Annotated in this window: 16 protein-coding genes; 12 read left to right on the top strand and 4 right to left on the bottom strand. The window is 38.6% G+C overall.

What is annotated here, in order from left to right; genetic code table 11:
* Window positions 1-235: 235 nt before the first annotated feature.
* From argC to HHL23_RS16730, 3 genes are all read right to left on the bottom strand, one after another.
* Window positions 236-1,198, bottom strand: a complete 963-nt coding sequence (gene argC / locus HHL23_RS16740; RefSeq protein WP_169235935.1) for an N-acetyl-gamma-glutamyl-phosphate reductase — start codon at window positions 1,196-1,198, stop codon at window positions 236-238.
* Between the two features lie 105 nt (window positions 1,199-1,303).
* The gene (argG, locus tag HHL23_RS16735; protein ID WP_169235934.1) at window positions 1,304-2,497 is read right to left on the bottom strand and encodes an argininosuccinate synthase; all 1,194 of its coding nucleotides are present in this window, start codon (window positions 2,495-2,497) and stop codon (window positions 1,304-1,306) included.
* Complete coding sequence (locus tag HHL23_RS16730) at window positions 2,466-3,071, bottom strand: GNAT family N-acetyltransferase (protein ID WP_169235933.1); 606 nt, start codon at window positions 3,069-3,071, stop codon at window positions 2,466-2,468. Before HHL23_RS16730 ends, argG begins: the two co-directional genes overlap by 32 nt.
* 161 nt (window positions 3,072-3,232) lie before the next feature.
* Here HHL23_RS16730 and HHL23_RS16725 point away from each other — a divergent pair, with 161 nt between their 5' ends.
* From HHL23_RS16725 to nhaA, 12 genes are all read left to right on the top strand, one after another.
* Complete coding sequence (locus HHL23_RS16725) at window positions 3,233-3,649, top strand: IS1/IS1595 family N-terminal zinc-binding domain-containing protein (protein WP_169235932.1); 417 nt, start codon at window positions 3,233-3,235, stop codon at window positions 3,647-3,649.
* Window positions 3,650-3,933: 284 nt separating this feature from the next.
* Window positions 3,934-5,313 carry a porin gene (locus HHL23_RS16720; RefSeq protein ID WP_169235931.1) on the top strand — a complete coding sequence of 460 codons (1,380 nt, stop codon included), beginning with the start codon at window positions 3,934-3,936 and terminating at the stop codon, window positions 5,311-5,313.
* A gap of 50 nt (window positions 5,314-5,363) precedes the next feature.
* On the top strand, window positions 5,364-6,944 hold the full coding sequence (locus HHL23_RS16715; RefSeq protein WP_169235930.1) for an MFS transporter: 1,581 nt from the start codon (window positions 5,364-5,366) through the stop codon (window positions 6,942-6,944).
* Between the two features lie 43 nt (window positions 6,945-6,987).
* On the top strand, window positions 6,988-7,215 hold the full coding sequence (locus HHL23_RS16710) for a DUF6814 family protein (protein WP_169235929.1): 228 nt from the start codon (window positions 6,988-6,990) through the stop codon (window positions 7,213-7,215).
* Window positions 7,216-7,295: 80 nt separating this feature from the next.
* A complete protein-coding gene (locus tag HHL23_RS16705) occupies window positions 7,296-7,490 on the top strand; it encodes a hypothetical protein (RefSeq protein ID WP_169235928.1) in 195 nt (64 codons plus the stop codon).
* Window positions 7,483-10,188 (top strand): ATP-binding protein, encoded by a 2,706-nt coding sequence (locus tag HHL23_RS16700; RefSeq protein WP_169235956.1) that lies wholly within the window; start codon window positions 7,483-7,485, stop codon window positions 10,186-10,188. The genes HHL23_RS16705 and HHL23_RS16700 overlap by 8 nt, the downstream gene beginning before the upstream one ends.
* Window positions 10,189-10,194: 6 nt before the next feature.
* Window positions 10,195-10,557, top strand: coding sequence for a response regulator transcription factor (locus HHL23_RS16695; RefSeq protein ID WP_169235927.1), 363 nt, complete (start codon window positions 10,195-10,197; stop codon window positions 10,555-10,557).
* Between the two features lie 168 nt (window positions 10,558-10,725).
* Window positions 10,726-12,612 (top strand): AMP-binding protein, encoded by a 1,887-nt coding sequence (locus HHL23_RS16690; protein ID WP_169235926.1) that lies wholly within the window; start codon window positions 10,726-10,728, stop codon window positions 12,610-12,612.
* 40 nt (window positions 12,613-12,652) lie between these two features.
* Window positions 12,653-14,581: an acetate--CoA ligase gene (acs, locus tag HHL23_RS16685; protein ID WP_317174707.1), complete on the top strand. Its 1,929-nt coding sequence runs from the start codon at window positions 12,653-12,655 to the stop codon at window positions 14,579-14,581.
* Window positions 14,582-14,967: 386 nt separating this feature from the next.
* Complete coding sequence (locus HHL23_RS16680) at window positions 14,968-15,333, top strand: hypothetical protein (protein WP_169235924.1); 366 nt, start codon at window positions 14,968-14,970, stop codon at window positions 15,331-15,333.
* Window positions 15,334-15,444: 111 nt separating this feature from the next.
* Complete coding sequence (locus HHL23_RS16675; protein WP_169235923.1) at window positions 15,445-17,655, top strand: RelA/SpoT family protein; 2,211 nt, start codon at window positions 15,445-15,447, stop codon at window positions 17,653-17,655.
* A 2-nt stretch (window positions 17,656-17,657) separates the two neighbouring features.
* Window positions 17,658-18,836 (top strand): Na+/H+ antiporter NhaA, encoded by a 1,179-nt coding sequence (gene nhaA / locus HHL23_RS16670; RefSeq protein WP_169235922.1) that lies wholly within the window; start codon window positions 17,658-17,660, stop codon window positions 18,834-18,836.
* Here nhaA and HHL23_RS16665 read toward each other — a convergent pair.
* Entirely contained in the window at window positions 18,833-19,846 is a 1,014-nt protein-coding gene (locus HHL23_RS16665) for a YihY/virulence factor BrkB family protein (protein WP_169235921.1), read from the bottom strand. The genes nhaA and HHL23_RS16665 overlap by 4 nt on opposite strands.
* Window positions 19,847-20,111 lie beyond the last annotated feature (265 nt).

Here is a 20,111-nt window from a genome sequence, read left to right as displayed (position 1 = left end):
AACAAAAGAAACAAAAGTTCAAGACTTGGAAACTTCCGCTAAAAATTAAAATTGAATCCTAAAATCCTCAAAACTCGCACGAATTGACTATTTGTTCTTCGGTTAAAAATTTGTCTCGTGCTCAAACAGTGAGAATTTTTTAACGGATTAAATTTCAATTTTCTTAACGCTCCAATTTCCTAAGTCGAATATTTCAGTTTTTCAATTCACAATTGACTTATTGACCATTCTTTTTTTAAAACGCTATCGGTTTTAAGTTCAACCCCAGATTTTCTTCCCAGCCCATTGCTATATTCATGTTTTGAACTGCCTGTCCGGAAGCTCCTTTCAACAAATTGTCAATCGCCGAGTGAATAACCGCTACACTCCCACTCTTTTCTATATGAATCACACAGCGATTGGTGTTGACAACCTGCTTTAAATCAATTGCTTTTTCACTTACCTTCACAAAAGGCTCCTCTTCATAAAAATCCTGATACAACTGAATGATATCTGAAAGTACTAATTCCGTTTTCACTGTAGAACTTGTAAAAATCCCTCTTGCAAAATCGCCTCTCCATGGAACAAAATTCAGGCTGATCTCTTTATGATTAAATGAAACTAACTGATGTAAAACCTCATCCACATGCTGATGCGCCAGAGTTTTGTATGCCGATATGTTATCGTTTCTCCAGGTAAAATGGGTCGTCGCCTGTAAAGACTGGCCTGCACCTGTTGATCCGGTAATTCCTGTTGTGTACACTTCATTCAACAACCCTTTTTCTGCTAATGGAATAAGAGCCAGCTGAATAGCCGTTGCAAAACATCCGGGATTGGCGATACTTTTTGTTCCTGCCAGATTTTTTTTATTTATTTCAGGAAGTCCGTAGATGAAATTTCTGTTTCCAAAATTTCCTTCCAGACGGAAATCGTTTCCTAAATCAATTACTAAAGTCTCCTCATTAACAGGATTTTGACTCAACCAGTTCTGACTTTCCTTATGCGGAAGGCATAAGAATAAAATATCCACATCTTCCGGCTTGTCCGTTAAAACCTGTTCACAAACTGCCGTTAAATCGGGGTACAAATCTGAAATTTTTGTCCCCGAATTGGAACGGCTATATAAAAAACTCAATGTCACATGGGGATGAAAAGCCAGCACACGGACCAATTCGCTTCCTGTGTAGCCGTTGGCCCCTACAATTCCTACTTTTTTCATATTTTAATGATATGATGATTTGGTTATGATTGATAGATTTCATCCTATCCTTAGGTAAATCGTTCCGTTGGAACTCTTTATTTGGATCTTCTTAATTAAAACTCTTTATTTTGAATTGATCTGGTGGTATATATTTAAGGAATTGCTTACAATTTTTGTATACCCTTTTACATCTTCTCCTGTCCAGGCTCTGTTGGCTTCACCGTAGCTTCCGAATTGATCAGACATTAGATCGTGTTTGGATTCAATTCCATTTAAAATAAACCTGTACGGATGAAGAGTTACAAATACTTTTCCGCTGACCGTTTCCTGAGAATCGGTTAAGAAAGACTCGATATTTCTCATCACAGGATCCAGGAAAAGCGCTTCATGAAGCCAGTTTCCATACCAATCGGAAAGCTGGGACTTCATCATCTGCTGATATTTTGAAAGCGTATGTTTCTCTAATAAATGATGCGCTTTGATGATCACTGATGCCGCTGCCGCTTCAAATCCTACTCTTCCTTTAATTCCAACAATGGTATCTCCCACGTGGATATCACGGCCAATTCCGTAAGCAGAAGCGAGCTCTTCAATCTTTTGAATAGCATACACGGAATATTCAAAATTTTCTCCATTTACAGCTACCACCTCACCGTTTTTAAATTCAATTTCCAGTTCTGAAGGCTGAGTTTCTTTGATTTGTGACGGAAAAGCTTCTTCCGGAAGGTAATTCCGTGAAGTCAATGTTTCTTTTCCTCCTACTGAAGTTCCCCAAAGGCCTTTATTGACAGAATATTGTGCTTTGTGAAACTCCATTTCATAACCATGGATTTTCAGGAATTCAATTTCTTCTTCACGGGACAGACTCATATCGCGGATCGGTGTAATGATCTCGACTTCCGGACACATTACCTGGAAAATCAAATCAAAACGAACCTGATCATTTCCAGCTCCCGTACTTCCGTGAGCAATAGCATCAGCGCCTGTCTCTATGGCATATTTTGCAATTTCCTGAGCCTGAACCGTACGTTCAGCACTTACAGACAATGGATAGGTATTATTTTTCAACACATTTCCGAAGATCAGATACTTTACACAAGAATTATAGTAATCTTTCTGAGCATCTACGCACCTGTATTCTTTTACCCCCAGTTTGAAGGCTTTTTTCTCCAGTTCTTTTTCTTCTTCTTTAGAAAACCCACCGGTATTTACAGTCACTGCATACACTTCATATCCCAGTGTTTCACTAAGATATTTAGCACAGTAAGAGGTATCCAAACCTCCGCTAAACGCTAAGATTACTTTCTTTTTCTCCATTGTACTCATCAATTTCGGACTGCTGAATTTCAGTCCCGTTCACTTTATTATTATTTTCAGGAACGAAAAGCATCGCTGTACACAGACAATTTTTACGCTCCTTTTTCATTAAAATTTCATAGTTCACACAATTCTTGCATCCGCTCCAAAACTCCTCGTCCTGTGTGAGTTCGGAATAAATCACCGGTTTATAACCCAGATCACTATTGATCTTCATCACGGCAAGTCCTGTGGTCAACCCAAATATTTTTGCATTGGGATATTTTTCTCTAGATAACTGGAAAACCTTATTCTTGATCAAAGTGGCTACTCCTCTGTTCCTGTAATTGGGGGATACAATAAGTCCCGAATTGGCTACAAACTGACCATGTGACCAGGTCTCGATGTAACAAAACCCAACCCATTCGTCATTTTCAGTAGCAACCACAGCATTGCCATCCGAAATCTTTTTCGTTAAATATTCAATGGAACGTTTTGCGATCCCCGTTCCTCTACGCTGTGCAGAATCATACATTTCCTGCTGTATTTCACTCACATACATTAGATGTTCGCATGAGGAAATTTCTATTTCCATTTATTTATCTAATTTTTTTGGCAAATTTAAAGCATAATAACTTTAAAAACCAAATTAAAAAGATATTTTTTTTTGTTTAAATGAAATAGACAGGTAATTTTATCTTTATCAATAAATATAATTTTGCTAAATTATTATATATTTGCTAAAAACATATAGCTATGGAAAATAAGTGCCCAAAATGCAACGGCAATAAAATTGTAAAAAGCGGAATTATCAACGAAAAACAGCGTTTTCTCTGCAAAGACTGCAAGTATTATTTCACCGTAAAAAAAATGGGAAAACAGATCGATGACTATTATGTAACCAAAGCCCTGCAGCTCTACCTCGAAGGTTTAAGCTTCAGAGAAATAGAAAGGATTATCGGTGTTTCCCACGTAACGATCAGCTCCTGGATCAAGAAATACAACATCACAAGACCCCCTCATTCTGAATTTCATCCTGTCTATAAAATCCTGAAACAGAATGAATTGATTGAATATATCGCAAAGGAAGAAAACATCAAAAACTCAGGACTTATCATTACTCAGTTTGCAGATAAATATATGCTGATCAAGTGGGAAAGGTTTAAGAAGTAGTTAAGATACTAGAGTCAAGATGTCAGATGTCAGACATCAGATTTCAGACATTAGCAATGGTGGATTTGAGAGCATCAGATATCTGCCCTTCATTAGTCAAGATCCAATTACCCCCTTCCCAAACTCATTTACACTCAGACTCTCAAACTCTACTACTCGAAACTAAAAACCAATCAGTTAAGTAAAAACTATACTCTTACCACTAATATATATTAAATTTTTGTAAATAAATTATTAATTACAATTTGGCTTTCACAAAAAACAATGCCAAAAATTGATAATTTATGAAGAAATTACTTTCATTTATTGGATTAGCCCTAATAAGCAGTTCTTTATACTCACAGGGTTCTCCTGATTACGGAAGTGGATTAAAATTAAACCTCAATCCGGAAGGAGATAAGTACATCAGATTTATATTATGGGACCAGTTCTGGCTCAGAAACACCCAAATGAACCCGGGAAGCATGGTTGGCGGAGAAGCTACCGACAATTCCTGGAGCCTGGGAAACAGAAGATTACGTGCTCTAGTCTATGCACAAATCTCTAAAAGATACATGATCCTTGCCCATTTTGGGATCAATAACCAAACGTTTATCAACGGCGGCGCTACAGGCACCACAGGAACAGGAGGTTACGGAAACGGCAAAAAACCTCAACTCTTTTTCCATGATGCCTGGAATGAGTACGCTGTTATTTTACCTGGAGAAGCAGGAAAATTCAGTTTATCTTTAGGAGCAGGACTTCATTACTACATGGGACTTTCCCGTATGACGATGGCTTCCACGCTAAACTTCCTTACCGTAGATTCCCCTATTTTCTCATGGCCCTTAATTGATAATTCTGATCAATTTGCAAGACAGCTGGGGATGTTTGCTAAAGGAAAATATGGTAAGCTGGAATACCGCTTCAGTTTAAACAAACCTTTTGCCACAGATCTCGTGCCAGTCAATGTTACAGATCCTGCAAAAGCTGCAGCCGTTGACAACAATGGAAACCCAAGCTTTTCGAAGGCCGGTTATGTTGAATACCAGTTTCTGGATGAAGAATCCAATACCCTTCCTTTCAAAGTGGGATCTTATTTAGGAACGAAAAAAGTCTTCAATGTAGGTGCCGGTTTTTATCATCAGGCGGATGGGACAAGAACTTCCGTGAATTCCAATATTGAAAAACATGATATCACCCTTTTAGCAGTGGATGCTTTTGCAGACATTCCTTTGGGAAATGCAAAACACAAAATGGCTGTTTCTGCCTATGCGGGATATTATAACTACAATTTCGGACCTAATTACATAAGAAATCTGGGAACCATGAATATTGCAGCCAATGACCCTAATTTCGCAGGAAACAGAGCCATCGCAGGCCCCGGAAATCTACAGCCCATGATAGGAACAGGAAATGTGGTGTATGCACAAGCCGGACTACTGCTTCCGAGCCAGGCTGAAAAACCAAAGATCAGAATACAGCCTTTCGCAGCATATACACATAAAAGTTTTGAAGCCTTCGACAAGTCTTCTTCACAATTTGATGTAGGTGCCAACTGGTTCATAGATGGACATCATGCGAAGATCACCACCCAGTATTCTACAAGACCCATCTACACCAGTCCTACGGAAAGCCCTTCTTCAAAAGGCGAACTCATTGTACAGTTCCAGATTTACCTTTAAACCCAGGATGAACTCAATATCTTAATCCATTAACATCAAAACCAATCAACATGAGCGAAAATCACCACGAAAACTACGAGAATATGACCGAACGGCAGAAAAACCGCACCATCTGGAGCGTGATCACAGCCTCGTCACTCGGTACTCTGATAGAATGGTATGACTTCTACATTTTTGGAAGTTTAGCTGTTGTTTTAGCAACAAAATTCTTCCCTTCAGACAATCCTACCGCAGCATTTTTATCCACCCTGGCTACCTTCGCAGCAGGCTTTGTGGTAAGGCCTTTCGGAGCTTTATTCTTTGGAAGATTAGGCGACATTATCGGAAGAAAATATACATTTCTTGTTACACTACTGATTATGGGATTCTCCACTTTCCTGATCGGTTGTATTCCCGGATATGAAACCATTGGATTCATGGCTCCGGTTTTAGTTTTAATTTTAAGACTTTTACAAGGCTTGGCATTGGGAGGAGAATACGGAGGTGCTGCCACCTATGTTGCAGAATATGCACAACCTCACAGAAGGGGGTACTGGACTTCCTGGATTCAGACTACCGCAACTGCAGGACTTTTCATTTCATTAATTGTCATTTTAATTACTAAAAACACGTTATCTGCTGCAGAATTTGATTCCTGGGGATGGAGAGTTCCGTTCTGGATTTCAATTTTAATGGTGGGGGTTTCTTACTTCATCAGAAAAAACATGAAAGAATCTCCGCTTTTTGCAAAGGCTAAAAGTGAAGGAAAAACATCTAAAAACCCATTAAAAGAGAGTTTCGGAAATAAATTTAATTTCAAATTTGTTTTACTGGCATTGTTCGGTGCTGCCATGGGACAGGGAGTTATCTGGTATACCGGGCAGTTCTATGCCATGAGTTTTCTCCAGAAAGTAATGAGTATAGATTCGATGCAGGTTGATTATTTAATGGCTACTGCCCTATTAATGGGAACCCCATTCTTCGTGTTTTTCGGTTGGCTCTCAGATAAAATCGGACGAAAAGCAATTATGATGACAGGTATGCTGGTCGCGATTTTAGCCTACAGGCCAATTTACGACAGTATGTATAAAAGTGTAAACATCGAAGCTAAAACCATTGCAAGTGGTGAGATCAAAGAGATAAGAACTGCCGCCATTCACAAAGACATTGCATCGGACAGCTTAATTACATTTCACAAAGAAACTACTTTCACAGACGGAACTTTCATTAAAAAAGACAGCATCGTCCATTGGTCTGCAGCCGGTCCTGTTATGAAAGCCGGAAAAGCAGAAGAACCAAAAGTCACAAAATCGATTACACTAAACAATGACACAAGATGGTATCTGGTATTTTTAGTTTTCATTCAGGTATTGTTTGTAACTATGGTTTATGGGCCGATCGCAGCTTTCCTTGTTGAAATGTTCCCTGTTAGGATCCGTTACACCTCGATGTCACTCCCTTATCATATTGGAAACGGAGTATTTGGAGGACTTCTTCCGGCAGTGGCAACTTATCTGGTCACTCAAGGGAAGGATGCAGGACATCCAACCTGGTATCTGGAGGGACTTTGGTATCCGATTGGAGTCGCTGCAGTCTGTTTAGTCATCGGATTATTTTATCTTAAAAATAAGAATAATAATATTCACGATTAAATACCGAATCACTTAATTTTTTACTAATTTTAAAACTACTAAAATGAACGGACTAAAAAAAATATTAGGCATACTCTGGATTGCAGTTGCTCTGGTGGTGGGCTATTTCGGAACTACGGTTTTAGGAATTCCAAAGATCACCTCAGGGAAGCAGGAAGATCTGGTATTCGGGATCATCATCTTATTTGTATTGGTGCCAATCATATCAGGCGGACTGGCTATTTTCGGATACTATTCGCTGATAGGAGAATATTCAGACGATAAGATTTAATTTATAAACGATTAATGATAATTGATAAGCTGATGATATAATATCAGTCATTTATCAATTATCATTAATCATTATTAGCTATGAAAAAAAGACACGAACAAAAACTGGTTATCCTGAGCATCGGACTGATGATGGCTTTCAGTATTCCTATTTCACTGCTTTTCAACAGTGAAAAAGAGGTTTTCGGCTATCCGATGATTCTGATTTACCTGTTCGCGGTCTGGATGATCTCCATCATTATTTCTTTTGTAATCGTAAAAAAGTATGATGAGTAGTTTCGCGTTATTTGTTGTTGTTTTAATCTATCTCGCCCTTTTATTCTTAGTTGCCCATCTGGCAGAGAAGAAAAAGAGCAAGCGGTGGATCAACAACCCTTACATTTACGCCCTGTCTCTGGCAGTGTACTGCACAGCCTGGACCTACTACGGAAGTATTGGTGTTGCCGCCACAAGCGGACTTAATTATCTGCCCATTTATATTGGACCGATTATGATCATTCCTGCATGGATCTACATTAATACGAGGATCGTAAGAATTTCCAGAATCAACAAAATCAGTAGTCTGGCGGATTTCATTTCTTTAAGGTACGGAAACAGTAGAAGCTTCAGCGCGATTATCACAATTGTCTGTCTGCTGGCCATTGTTCCTTATATCGGGCTTCAGATCAAAGCTATTTCTGAAACCTTCCATTTGGTGACAGAAACCTCGATATCCAACAATATACTAACCGACAATGCAACATTTGTCGTTATTTTAATCGCTTTATTCTCTTCGTATTACGGCACCAGATATGTTGATGCCTCAGAAAAACGTTTGGGAATTATTTCAGCCATTGCTTTGGAGAGTTTTTTAAAGCTTTTCTTCATCATTATTCTGGGCATATTTGTTATTTACTTCGTATTTGACGGCTTTTCAGACATCTATGAAAAGGCAAGTAAATTTGAAGATTTTAAAGAAAAAAACACATTCAACGGAATTGAGGGCGCAATGAACTGGATGGTTCTCTGCATGATCTCTGCAACAGCTATCTGCATTCTTCCGAGACAGTTTCACACAGCAATCATCGAAAACAGACAGGAAAAACACATCAAAACGGCAATCTGGTTTTTCCCGCTTTACTTATTAATCTTTACCATATTCATCTTTCCTATCGCCTGGGGAGGAAGACTGATTTTCGATGGAGAGAAGGTAAATCCGGAATTCTACTCTATTTTGATTCCGCAACATTTTGATAATACTTTGATTACAGTTTTTGTATTCCTTGGCGGATTGAGCTCGTGTATTTCCATGATCATCATTTCAGCCATAACTTTATCCATCATGCTTTCCAATAACCTCATCATCCCTTACGGTTTGTTGGGGAAATTCAAATCTGACAACGAGGTTCAGAACACAAGAAATATTACGAATATCAGGAAATTCAGCATCTTCGCCCTGATCATTATGGCTTTTATTTTCTATAAATATTTTATTCTGAAAACTTCGCTGGATTCTGTGGGACTCATCTCATTTGTCGTGATCGCGCAGCTGGCACCTTCTTTTTTCGGAGCGATATTCTGGAGAAGAGGAAGTTACAAAGGTGCTGTAGCAGGACTTCTTGTAGGACTGGCAATCTGTTATTTCGGATTGATTATTCCGCAGTATTATTTCTCATATAATCAGGAACTGAAAGGCGTTATCCGGGAAACCTATGATGCTTTCGGATTTTTCAATATTTCTTTTTTAAGCAGAATTCCGGAGATCTTTTTCTGGTCTATTTTCACCAATACTGCCTTATTTACAATTATTTCCGTCAGCGTTAAAGGAAACTACCGGGAAAGAAATTTCGCAGAATTATATGTGGATATCGATAAGCATATTTTAAATCATGAAAATGCTTTTGTATGGCGCGGAACCGCTTATGTTTCCGACATCAGGAATATTCTGGAAAGATTTTTAGGCAAAAATAAAACGGAGCAGGCGCTAAGGATTTTTAATTTAAAATATAATATCGATTCTAAAACGGAAACCGCGGATTCAAGGTTTATCAAGTTCTCTGAAAACCTTCTCGCAGGAAGGATCGGGACTGCGTCTGCAAAAATTCTGATTGAGGGTGTGACCAAAGAAGATAAAATATCTTTAAGGGAAGTTTTAAACATTTTAGAGGAATCCAAAGAAAATATTACGCTCAATAAAAAGCTGACGGAACAGTCTGAAGAATTGCAGAAACTTTCTGATGACCTGAGAACAGCCAATGAGAACTTAATCGTCAAAGACCGTCAGAAAGATGACTTCCTGGATTCTGTGGCCCACGAATTAAGAACCCCAATCACCGCCATCCGTTCGGCAGGAGAAATCTTAGCGGACGATGACGATATTCCAACAGATATCAAGCAGGAATTTTTAAACAACATCATCACGGAATCTGACAGACTAAGCGAAATCATCAACGATATTCTTTATCTTGATAAACTGGAGCACGGCGAAATTGCTCTGAATATCAAAGAAAATAATATTCTTGAAACCTACAAAAAAGCTTTAAATCCTCTCCTCCATCTGATCCAGCAGAAAAATATTCATTTAAGTGAAGTCAATCTTCTGAATCACCCTACATTTGAACATGACGAGGCAAGAATGATTCAGCTTTTCCAGAATATCCTCGGAAACGCTTTAAAATTCACCGATGAACAGGGAACCATACAAACTAAACTGTCTGAAAAAGAAGATTATCTGATCATCAGTATTTTTAACACCGGAAGACATATCCCTGAAGAAGATCTGGAGATGATCTTTGATAAATTTTATCAGTCAAAGAATCAGAATATTTTAAAACCTACAGGAAGCGGACTCGGACTGGCTATTTCAAAAAAGATCGTTCAGGCTCACAGCGGAGCCATACAAGCAGAAAACAGCGGTCTGGGTGTCACTTTTACGATACGCATTCCTTACAAGAGACTACAAGAGATTATAAATGAAGTTGAACAAAACCAATAACCATCTATGAGAAAGATCATTATTGCCGATGACGAACACAAAATATTAATGTCGCTGGAATACAGCTTTAAGAAAAACGGCTACGACGTTTATATCGCAAGAGACGGAACAGAAGTTCTGGATTTCCTAAAGAACATGGTTCCCGACGTTATCCTTCTGGATATCATGATGCCGAATCTGGACGGATACAGCACCCTGGAAGCCATTAAAAAAGACGAAAGAATGAATGACACAAAAGTCATTTTTCTGAGCGCTAAAAACAATCCGAAAGACATTGAAAAAGGTCTCAAAATGGGCGCTGATGCGTATTTAACGAAGCCTTATTCTATTAAGAAGCTGATGCAGCAGATTGAGGAGATGTTTGGGTAAGAAGATTTCAGATTCCAGACATCAGACAAGAGATGTGAGGCTTAATACATCCTTGCCAAGGATAGAAAATTAAGACTTACAACTGAAATATGAGACAGTAGATTGAAAACAAAGCTCTGACCTTTCGTCTGTCCACAAAAACAAAAAACATGAAACACAAAAATCGATATGGACACAGATACTCTGTTTAAACAAAGCATAGAAGACAAAGAAAATTTCTGGAAAGAACAGGCCAAAGAAATTCAGTGGTTTGAGTTTCCGGAACAGATTCTTTCTAAAGATAAAAATGATTATCCGCAGTGGTATGCGGACGGGAAACTCAATATGTGTTATCTATGTATTGATCAACATATTGAAGACGGTTTTGGAGATCAGATTGCCATTGTCTATGATTCTCCGGTTACAGATCAGAAGAAAACCTATACATTTAATCAGGCCAAAGAAGAAATTTCAAAATTTGCAGGAGGACTGATTTCATTAGGTCTGCAAAAAGGAGATACAGCGGTTATTTACATGCCGATGATCCCGCAGACTCTTTTTGCGATGCTGGCTTGCGCAAGAATCGGGGTGATTCATAATGTTGTTTTTGGAGGTTTTGCCCCGAATGAACTGGTCGTAAGAATTGATGACTGTAAACCAAAAGCATTGATCACCGCTACAGCTGGCGTAGAAATAGCCAGAAGAATTCCTTATTTGCCACTCGTGGAAAAAGCCATTGAACTGGCGCAGGATAAAGTGGACAATATCATTGTTTACAATAGAAAACTGGTAGACAATCAACACGAAATGTTCGAAGGACTGATTGATTATGAAGAACTGGTGCAAAAATCAGAGCCCACAGACTGTGTTTCCGTGGAATCTACCCATCCGTTATATTTGCTTTATACCTCAGGAACTACAGGAAAACCAAAAGGAATTGCACGGGATACCGGAGGTTACGCCACATCGCTGAAGTTTTCCATGAAATACATTTATGGAGTTGAGCCTGGAGAAACGTATTGGGCAGCTTCAGATTTCGGCTGGGCGGTAGGTCACAGTTTCAGTGTCTACGGACCGCTTATCAACCGGAATACAACGATTATTTTTGAAGGAAAACCCATTATGACACCTGATGCAGGTACGTTCTGGAGGATTATTTCAGAATACAAAGTCTCTACGATGTTCACAGCTCCTACGGCCATCAGAGCCATCAAAAAAGAAGATCCGAACGGTGAACTGGTTAAAAAATACGATCTGTCTCATTTCAAAAAACAGTTTCTGGCCGGAGAAAGATGTGATGTAGCGACTTTGGACTGGTTTGCAGAACACATTGGCGTTCCTGCTATTGATCATTGGTGGCAGACAGAATCCGGATGGCCTATGTTGGGACTGATGACATTTGATGATCAATATAAAATTAAAAGAGCTTCCGCCGGAAAACCTATTCCGGGATATGATATCAAGATCTTTGATGAAAATGGCTATGAACTAGACGCTCATCAGGAAGGTTATTTAATCATCAAACTTCCTCTTCCTCCGGGGGCACTTTTAGGCATCTGGAATGACAATGAGCGTTTTCAGAGCAGCTATCTTTCGCAGTACAAAGGGTATTATTTCTCAGGAGACGGCGCTATTCGGGATGAAGACGGCTATATTTTCATTACCGGAAGAGTGGATGACGTGATCAATGTAGCCGGACACAGGCTTTCCACCTCGGAAATGGAGGAAATTGTTTCATCACATCCCGATGTAGCAGAATGCGCTGTCGTGGGAATTGATGATGAACTGAGAGGGCAGGTTCCTTTTGCTGCGGTTGTTTTGAAAAACGGAACCATAATCTCTGAAGAAGAAATAGAAAAAGATATCATCAGAATGGTTCGTGAAAAGATTGGTGCTGTGGCTTTTTTAAAAAACGCTATGGTTGTCAAACGCTTACCAAAAACCCGTTCCGGAAAGACATTAAGAAAACTGATAAGAACCCTGCTAGATGGAAAAGATTTTCAGATTCCATCAACGATAGACGATGAAAAAATCATTGAAGAAATTCAGGAAAAAATCAATGAATACAGGACTTAAGCCATAAATTAAACATATATTTAATATTAATAAAATTCAAATTTCAAAAAAAAGAAGGGATATGAGAAATTACTTAATTGAAGATCTGCCACATTATTTTGAAGAGTACAAAAAGTCTATTAAAAATCCTAAAAAATTCTGGGATAAGATTGCCGATCAAAATTTTGTCTGGTACCAAAGATGGAGCAAGGTGGTTAAGTATGATATGAATGAAGCCAAGATCACATGGTTTAAGAATGCTAAATTAAATATCACTAAAAACTGTATCGACAGACATCTTGCAGTAAGAGGAGAAAAAACAGCCATCATTTGGGAGCCTAACGATCCTAAAGAGCAGGCACAACATATTTCCTACAATGAATTATATACCCGCGTCAATAAAACAGCCAATGTTTTACGTGAAATGGGAATTGAAAAAGGCGACAGAGTCTGCATCTACCTTCCCATGATCCCAGAACTGGCCATAACCATGCTTGCCTGTGCTAAATTGGGCGCCGTACATTCTGTTATATTTGCAGGGTTTTCTGCCTCAGCCGTAGCTTCAAGAGTTAATGACTGTAATGCCAAAATGATCATCACCTCAGACGGTAGCTACAGAGGAAATAAAGTTCTGGATCTGAAAAGCATTGTAGATGAAGCTTCAGAAAAAACACCGAGTGTAGAATCCATTCTCGTAGTGAAAAGAACCCACAACGAGATCAAAATGAAAGAAGGCAGAGACCACTGGATGGCTGATCTTTACGAAAAAGCTTCCGCTGATTTCGTTACCGTGATCATGGATGCCGAAGATCCTCTTTTCATCCTCTACACGTCAGGTTCTACGGGAAAACCAAAGGGAATGCTTCACACTTCTGCAGGCTACATGGTGTACACTGCTTACACTTTTAAAAATGTATTCAATTATAAGGAAAATGATATTTACTGGTGTACAGCCGATATCGGGTGGATCACAGGACATTCATACATCTTATACGGACCGCTGCTTAACGGAGCAACCACCGTAATTTTTGAAGGGGTGCCTACTTATCCTGAACCGGACCGTTTCTGGGAAGTTATCGAAAAACATAAGATCACTCAATTCTACACTGCTCCTACCGCCATCCGTTCATTAGCCAAAGAAAGCTCAGAATGGGTAGATAAGCACGATCTAAGTACTTTGAAGGTCATTGGCTCTGTGGGTGAGCCCATCAATGAAGAAGCATGGCACTGGTTCAATGATCATGTAGGAAAGAAAAAATGCCCGGTTGTTGATACCTGGTGGCAGACAGAAACAGGTGGAATCATGATCTCACCGCTTCCTTTTGTTACCCCAACTAAACCCACCTATGCCACACTTCCACTTCCTGGAATCCAACCTGTATTGATGGATGATAAACGTAATGAAATTACAGGCAATCAGGTAACCGGAAATCTGTGCATCCGCTTTCCATGGCCGGGAATTGCAAGAACCATCTGGGGCGACCATCAGCGATACAAGGAAACCTATTTCAGTGCTTTTCCGGGGAAATATTTCACAGGTGACGGTGCTTTAAGGGATGAAGTCGGATATTACAGAATTACAGGCCGTGTAGATGATGTGATTATTGTTTCCGGACATAATTTAGGAACAGCCCCTATTGAAGACAGCATCAATGAACATCCTGCCGTTGCAGAATCTGCGATTGTGGGTTACCCTCACGATATTAAAGGAAATGCTTTATACGGTTTCGTGATCTTAAAAGAAACCGGAGAAGGCCGTGACAAAGAAAATCTTAAGAAGGAGATTAACCAGCTTATTTCTGACCAGATAGGACCGATCGCTAAACTGGATAAGATACAGTTTGTTTCAGGACTTCCTAAAACACGTTCGGGAAAAATCATGCGTAGGATCCTGAGAAAAATTGCGGAAGGAGATTTCAGTAATTTCGGAGATATTTCTACGTTGTTGAATCCTGAAATTGTGGAGGAAATCAAGAATGAAAGAATTTAGGTTAAATTTCAGACCATATGATATAGAAACGGGCTTCGGTCCGTTTTTTTATGTAGATAAAGATGCTTAAGAATGAATATTTTTATTCCCGCAGATTTCACAAATGGCGCAGATTAACAAATCCTATAAACATATTCCCTAGCAGACGGATTTAACCTCTATTCATTTAATCTCAGAATAAGCCTCTATAAAGATTAATGCATTTCATTTCCCACAATTTTATATTTTACATCATCACTAAAATTAAACACATGTTCAATAGATATTTTCAAACATTTTAACATTATATTATAGATAAAATAATAAATTGTAAATTTTATTAAATTAACACTACCAATATTGAAAAATATTTATTACCTTTAAGTACAATTTAAAAACTATTGCTTATGTCAAATATATTAGCTGGATTATTTGCACATCACAGCGATTACAAAAAGCTTGAAGCCGATCTGGAAAATTCAGGATTTGAAAATTCAGATTACATAGTATACCTTAATGACGGCTCTGATACCTCACAGTATCTGGCGAGTGTTGCGGTAAAAGATAATAACCAAACTGATGTCGCCCGGAGTATTTTTAGCCAAAATTCAGTATTAAAGACCTATTTATTCGAGAATATGGGTATTGGCCAGGCACATTATGACCACATTAAACGATTTATTGATGCCAGAAACAGAGCCGAAATCCATAACAGCCCCGATGTGAAAATAAAGGCATCAAGCAGCGGCATGGATTCAGAAGTGAAATTCTGACGAAAACATAAAATCTAATAACCGGGAATCCGCAGAGCCTTCTGCGGATTTTTTATGTTTGAAAAGTTTAAAAAATTTCGTATTTTCGTCTAAATATAGGCATTAACACAAATGAGTTACGATTTAGAACAGGAAAATAAGGAGATCCTTGCCCGATATAAGGACTTGATTTCAAACACATACAGGACTCTGGACGAGGAAAATAACAAGCTCATCCGGAAGGCATTCGATATTGCATTGGATGCTCATAAGGATCAAAGGAGAAAATCAGGCGAGCCTTATATCTACCACCCCATTGCCGTTGCTAAAATTGTAGCAACTGAGATTGGATTGGGGGCTACTTCTATTGCCTGTGCCTTGCTGCACGACGTTATTGAGGATTCGGACTATACCTACGAAGATCTGAAAAAGATCTTTGGAGAAAAGATCGCGAACATCGTGAACGGTCTTACAAAGATCTCTATCATGAATCATCAGAACATTTCTGTGCAGTCTGAAAATTACAGAAAACTGTTATTGACACTATCCGAAGATTTCAGGGTTATTCTCATCAAAATTGCCGACCGACTTCACAATATGCGAACGCTGGAAAGTATGGCTCCGGATAAGCAGAAAAAAATTGCTTCAGAAACGGTTTACATTTATGCGCCCATGGCGCACCGTTTGGGTTTGTATAATATCAAATCAGAGCTTGAAGATCTTTCTTTAAAATATAACAATCCGGAAGTTTATAACGAGATCACGGAGAAATTGGAATCTGCCAAAGAAAACCGTGAAAGATATATTGAAGAATTTAAAACTGAAGTTTCAGAAAGACTCAAGGAAGAAGGTCTGAATTTCACAATCAAAGGCCGCGCAAAAGCTATTTCCTCTATTTACAGAAAAATGCTGAAGCAGGGCGTTTCTTTTGAGGAGGTCTTCGACAATTATGCCATCAGAATCATTTATAAGTCAGATGCTAAAAATGAAAAATTTCTGGCCTGGAAAATCTACTCTATCGTAACGGATGTTTATCACAGTAACCCGTCAAGAATGAGAGACTGGATTACACAGCCCCGTTCTACAGGGTATGAGAGTCTTCATTTAACGGTTCTTGGACCGGATAGAAAATGGATCGAAGTACAGATCCGTTCGGAAAGGATGAATGAAATTGCAGAAAAAGGAGTCGCTGCGCACTACAAATACAAAGAAGGCTACAAGCAAAGCTCCGATGACCGGAATTTTGAAAAATGGGTCACTGAGATCCGTGAAGTGCTTGAACAACAGCAAAACCTTTCGACATCTGAGCTATTAGATAATATTAAACTCAATTTATATTCTAAAGAAGTATTTGTATTTACTCCAAAAGGAGAAATCAAGATCCTTCCGACTAATGCGACGGCTTTAGATTTTGCTTTTTCCGTTCACTCTGACCTTGGAATGAAGTGTCTCGGAGCGAAGATCAATGGCAAGCTGGTTCCTATTTCGTATGTTCTTCAAAATGGGGATCAGATTGATATCTTATCTTCACAGAACCAAAAACCTAAGTCTGACTGGCTGGAATTTGTAGTAACTTCCAAAGCGAAGTCCAAGATCAAAAGTTACCTGAATTCCCAGAAGAATCAGCTGGTAGAAGAAGGAAAAGAAATTCTCCAGAGAAAGCTGCGTCATGCCAAGATCAACTTTAACGATGAAGAGATCAATAAACTGCAGAAGTTCTTTAATCTGAAAACGTCTCAGGATCTGTTCCTTAAATTCCAAAGCAATGAACTGGATGTCAGTAGCCTGAGAAAATATATTGAAAGTAAAAATGTATTCAATAATTTACTTTCAAGGTTTAGAAAATCACCCCCAAAAAACCAACATTTTGAGGAGCCGAAAGAGCAAAACCTTGACATGATCATTTTCGGAAAAGATGAAGAAAAGCTCAACTACAGCTATGCGAAATGCTGTACGGTAATCCCTGGTGACAAAATTTTCGGATTTATTACCATTTCCGACGGTATTAAAGTTCACAGCGACAACTGCCCGAATGCAATCAATCTGAGAGCACAGTATGATTACCGTGTGATCCCTGCCAAATGGGTGAATGCGGAAAGCTTTAAGAACAGAGTGAAGATCGAAATCGAAGGTCTTGACAGAATGGGAATGATCAATGATATTACGACCGTGATCAGCGGAAGTATGGGAATGGATATGAAAAGTATGTCCATAGAATCCAATAATGGTATCTTTACAGGAAATATTAACCTTGAAGTTAAAAATAAAGGTCAGCTGGAAGAGACATTTAAAAAACTCAAAGACATCGACGGCGTTTCCATCGTGAGACGATTACAATCATAAGCATGAATTTATCTCTATATTTTAAAAAATTTTTCAGCAGTAACCAGGCATCTGGAATTATACTTATTTTCTGTGTACTGGTTTCATTATTAATCGCTAATTCGTCTGCCGGTGAAGGTTTTCAGCACTTTTTAGATAAGGAAGTGGGTACTCATCTATTCCATCTTACCTATCCTGTGAGTATCTGGATCAATGATGGGCTGATGGCTGTTTTCTTCCTCCTGGTCGGGCTTGAGATCAAGAGAGAAATGGTAGAAGGCGAACTGTCTTCTTTTAAAAATGCCTCATTGCCTATTTTTGCAGCTGTAGGCGGAATGCTGGTTCCTGCGGTAATCTATACCTTTTTCAATAGCGGAACAAAATACGGCAGTGGCTGGGGAATTCCCATGGCTACAGATATTGCTTTCTCCCTGGCCATTATTTCGATGCTGGGAAAAAAGATCCCGAATTCAATCAAGATATTCCTTGCAGCATTGGCCATTGTAGATGATCTGGGTGCTATTCTGGTGATTGCTGTTTTTTATACAGAACAGATCCACTGGACTTATTTGTTGTTATCTTTTGGAACAGCAGCTTTATTGTTTCTGTTAAACTTTTTAAAGGTTACCCGTCTTATTTTTTATATTATTCCCGGGTTGTTTTTATGGTATTTCCTGCATCATTCCGGAATTCATGCAACAATAGCTGGCGTTTTACTGGCGTTCTCTATTCCTACCAATGCCTCTAATGTAGAAATTTCTCCTCTTGAAAAACTTGAACATAAGCTTCATTTTCCGGTAAGCTTTCTGATCATGCCGATATTTGCTTTGACGAATACCAATATTGCTTTTACCAGTGAAATGGTAGCAGGAGTTACAAGTACATTAGGTTTGGGAATTATCTGCGGGCTGATATTGGGAAAACTGATCGGAATCAATCTGTTTTCTTTCATCGCCATTAAATTAAAGCTCAGTTCACTGCCTCAAAACAGTACCTGGCCACAGATGGCAGGCGTTGGATTATTGGCAGGAATAGGATTCACAATGTCTATTTTTATTGCATTGCTTTCCTTTAAAGATGATATTCCGATTCAGGATGAGGCTAAATTTGCAATTCTGATCGCTTCTTTCCTAGCCGCAGTTTTAGGATTTGTAATATTAAGTATGAGTTCTAAAAAAGATATGAACGAGATAGAAAATTAATCTTTTTTCTTTTCTTCCAGTTTTCTTCTGTGCTCATCATCGCTTTCCAGATTAGGTTCTGTAATGGCCCCGTGGTAATGAACTGCTTCTCTTCTGATTTCATCAGACAGCAGTTTTTCTATCCTCAGCTTTCTGAGGGCCATATTCAGTTCGTTCCCGAATAAAAGCAGATAGACGTTCACATTAACCCAAACCATCAACAGGATCATACTTCCAATGGATCCGTAAAGAACGTTATACCGCGCAATATCCTTTACATAGATCGCAAAGATAAAAGTAGTCAGTACAAACAGAACAGTGGTTAAAATAGCTCCGGGAACAGCCTGTCTGAATCTGGCGATTTTTACGGTTCCCAGCCAGTAAAAAAGGGTTAATAAAATGAAATAGAACAGTGGAAAAGATACGAATCCAATGATCTTGGAAAGGTTTTTTACAAGCCACGAAATATCATAAGCCGGTGTAAAAAGTTTCATCACAACTTCCACGTAATAGACCCCGAAAAGCGACAGAAAGACAATGGTAATAAAACCTATGGTGATAAAAAATGAGAGAATAAATTCCTTTACATCAGTAAGCTTCTCGTCTGAATTTTCATTAAATCCATTAATCAATGAAAAAGTTCCGTTAGTTGCAAAAACCAGTGCCAGTACAATCGTCAGGTTGCTGATTCCCTTCATATTCGGGATAATATTGGTTTCAATATATCCTCTTACATCACTTTCCATATTGGATGGAAAAACATTATGCATCAGAACTTCAAAAATATAAAACTGCAGCTTATCATAGTGCGGCATATAAGGCAAAACAGAAAGCAGAAAGAGGAGAAACGGAAATAAACTGATGGTAAAGCTCCACGAAATAGCCGCCGCTTTTCTGCCGATATTCCCTTTGAAAATTCCGGAAATATAGATCTGAAACATCTGCCAGAGCGATATTCCTAAAACAGGAATATGTATACCGTCAAAAAACTCTTGAATTTTCAAGATAAATCTGGGAACTTTTATACTCATCTATTTGGTGCATTTCGCTTAAAAAACAGTTCAGTTTATATCCTTAAGAGGAGAAACATCTGCTGTTTTTACATAAGTCTTTGTACAAATATAAACATTTTCTTCATCCTTATTCCAATACCATACCCGCTAATCAATGGCAATTATTGAACGAATTAAAAGTTCTGTCTCCATCTCCCAATAGAAAAGGTATAAAATGAAAGGATTTAAAAACTAAATGAGTAAAATATTAAAAACCGTTGAAATAAAAAGCGTTTCCAATTTT

Origin of the sequence: Chryseobacterium antibioticum (genome assembly GCF_012927325.1) — a bacterium.
Classification (GTDB): Bacteria; Bacteroidota; Bacteroidia; order Flavobacteriales; family Weeksellaceae; genus Chryseobacterium; species Chryseobacterium antibioticum.
This window is presented reverse-complemented; position numbering and strand designations above follow the sequence as displayed.

Bases quoted from the DNA above. Each gene is read 5' to 3' on its own strand.
- argC (WP_169235935.1), bottom strand. From the start codon at position 1,198: ATGAAAAAAGTAGGAATTGTAGGGGCCAACGGCTACACAGGAAGCGAA.
- argG (WP_169235934.1), bottom strand. From the start codon at position 2,497: ATGGAGAAAAAGAAAGTAATCTTAGCGTTTAGCGGAGGTTTGGATACC.
- HHL23_RS16730 (WP_169235933.1), bottom strand. From the start codon at position 3,071: ATGGAAATAGAAATTTCCTCATGCGAACATCTAATGTATGTGAGTGAA.
- HHL23_RS16725 (WP_169235932.1), top strand. From the start codon at position 3,233: ATGGAAAATAAGTGCCCAAAATGCAACGGCAATAAAATTGTAAAAAGC.
- HHL23_RS16720 (WP_169235931.1), top strand. From the start codon at position 3,934: ATGAAGAAATTACTTTCATTTATTGGATTAGCCCTAATAAGCAGTTCT.
- HHL23_RS16715 (WP_169235930.1), top strand. From the start codon at position 5,364: ATGAGCGAAAATCACCACGAAAACTACGAGAATATGACCGAACGGCAG.
- HHL23_RS16710 (WP_169235929.1), top strand. From the start codon at position 6,988: ATGAACGGACTAAAAAAAATATTAGGCATACTCTGGATTGCAGTTGCT.
- HHL23_RS16705 (WP_169235928.1), top strand. From the start codon at position 7,296: ATGAAAAAAAGACACGAACAAAAACTGGTTATCCTGAGCATCGGACTG.
- HHL23_RS16700 (WP_169235956.1), top strand. From the start codon at position 7,483: ATGAGTAGTTTCGCGTTATTTGTTGTTGTTTTAATCTATCTCGCCCTT.
- HHL23_RS16695 (WP_169235927.1), top strand. From the start codon at position 10,195: ATGAGAAAGATCATTATTGCCGATGACGAACACAAAATATTAATGTCG.
- HHL23_RS16690 (WP_169235926.1), top strand. From the start codon at position 10,726: ATGGACACAGATACTCTGTTTAAACAAAGCATAGAAGACAAAGAAAAT.
- HHL23_RS16680 (WP_169235924.1), top strand. From the start codon at position 14,968: ATGTCAAATATATTAGCTGGATTATTTGCACATCACAGCGATTACAAA.
- HHL23_RS16675 (WP_169235923.1), top strand. From the start codon at position 15,445: ATGAGTTACGATTTAGAACAGGAAAATAAGGAGATCCTTGCCCGATAT.
- nhaA (WP_169235922.1), top strand. From the start codon at position 17,658: ATGAATTTATCTCTATATTTTAAAAAATTTTTCAGCAGTAACCAGGCA.
- HHL23_RS16665 (WP_169235921.1), bottom strand. From the start codon at position 19,846: ATGAGTATAAAAGTTCCCAGATTTATCTTGAAAATTCAAGAGTTTTTT.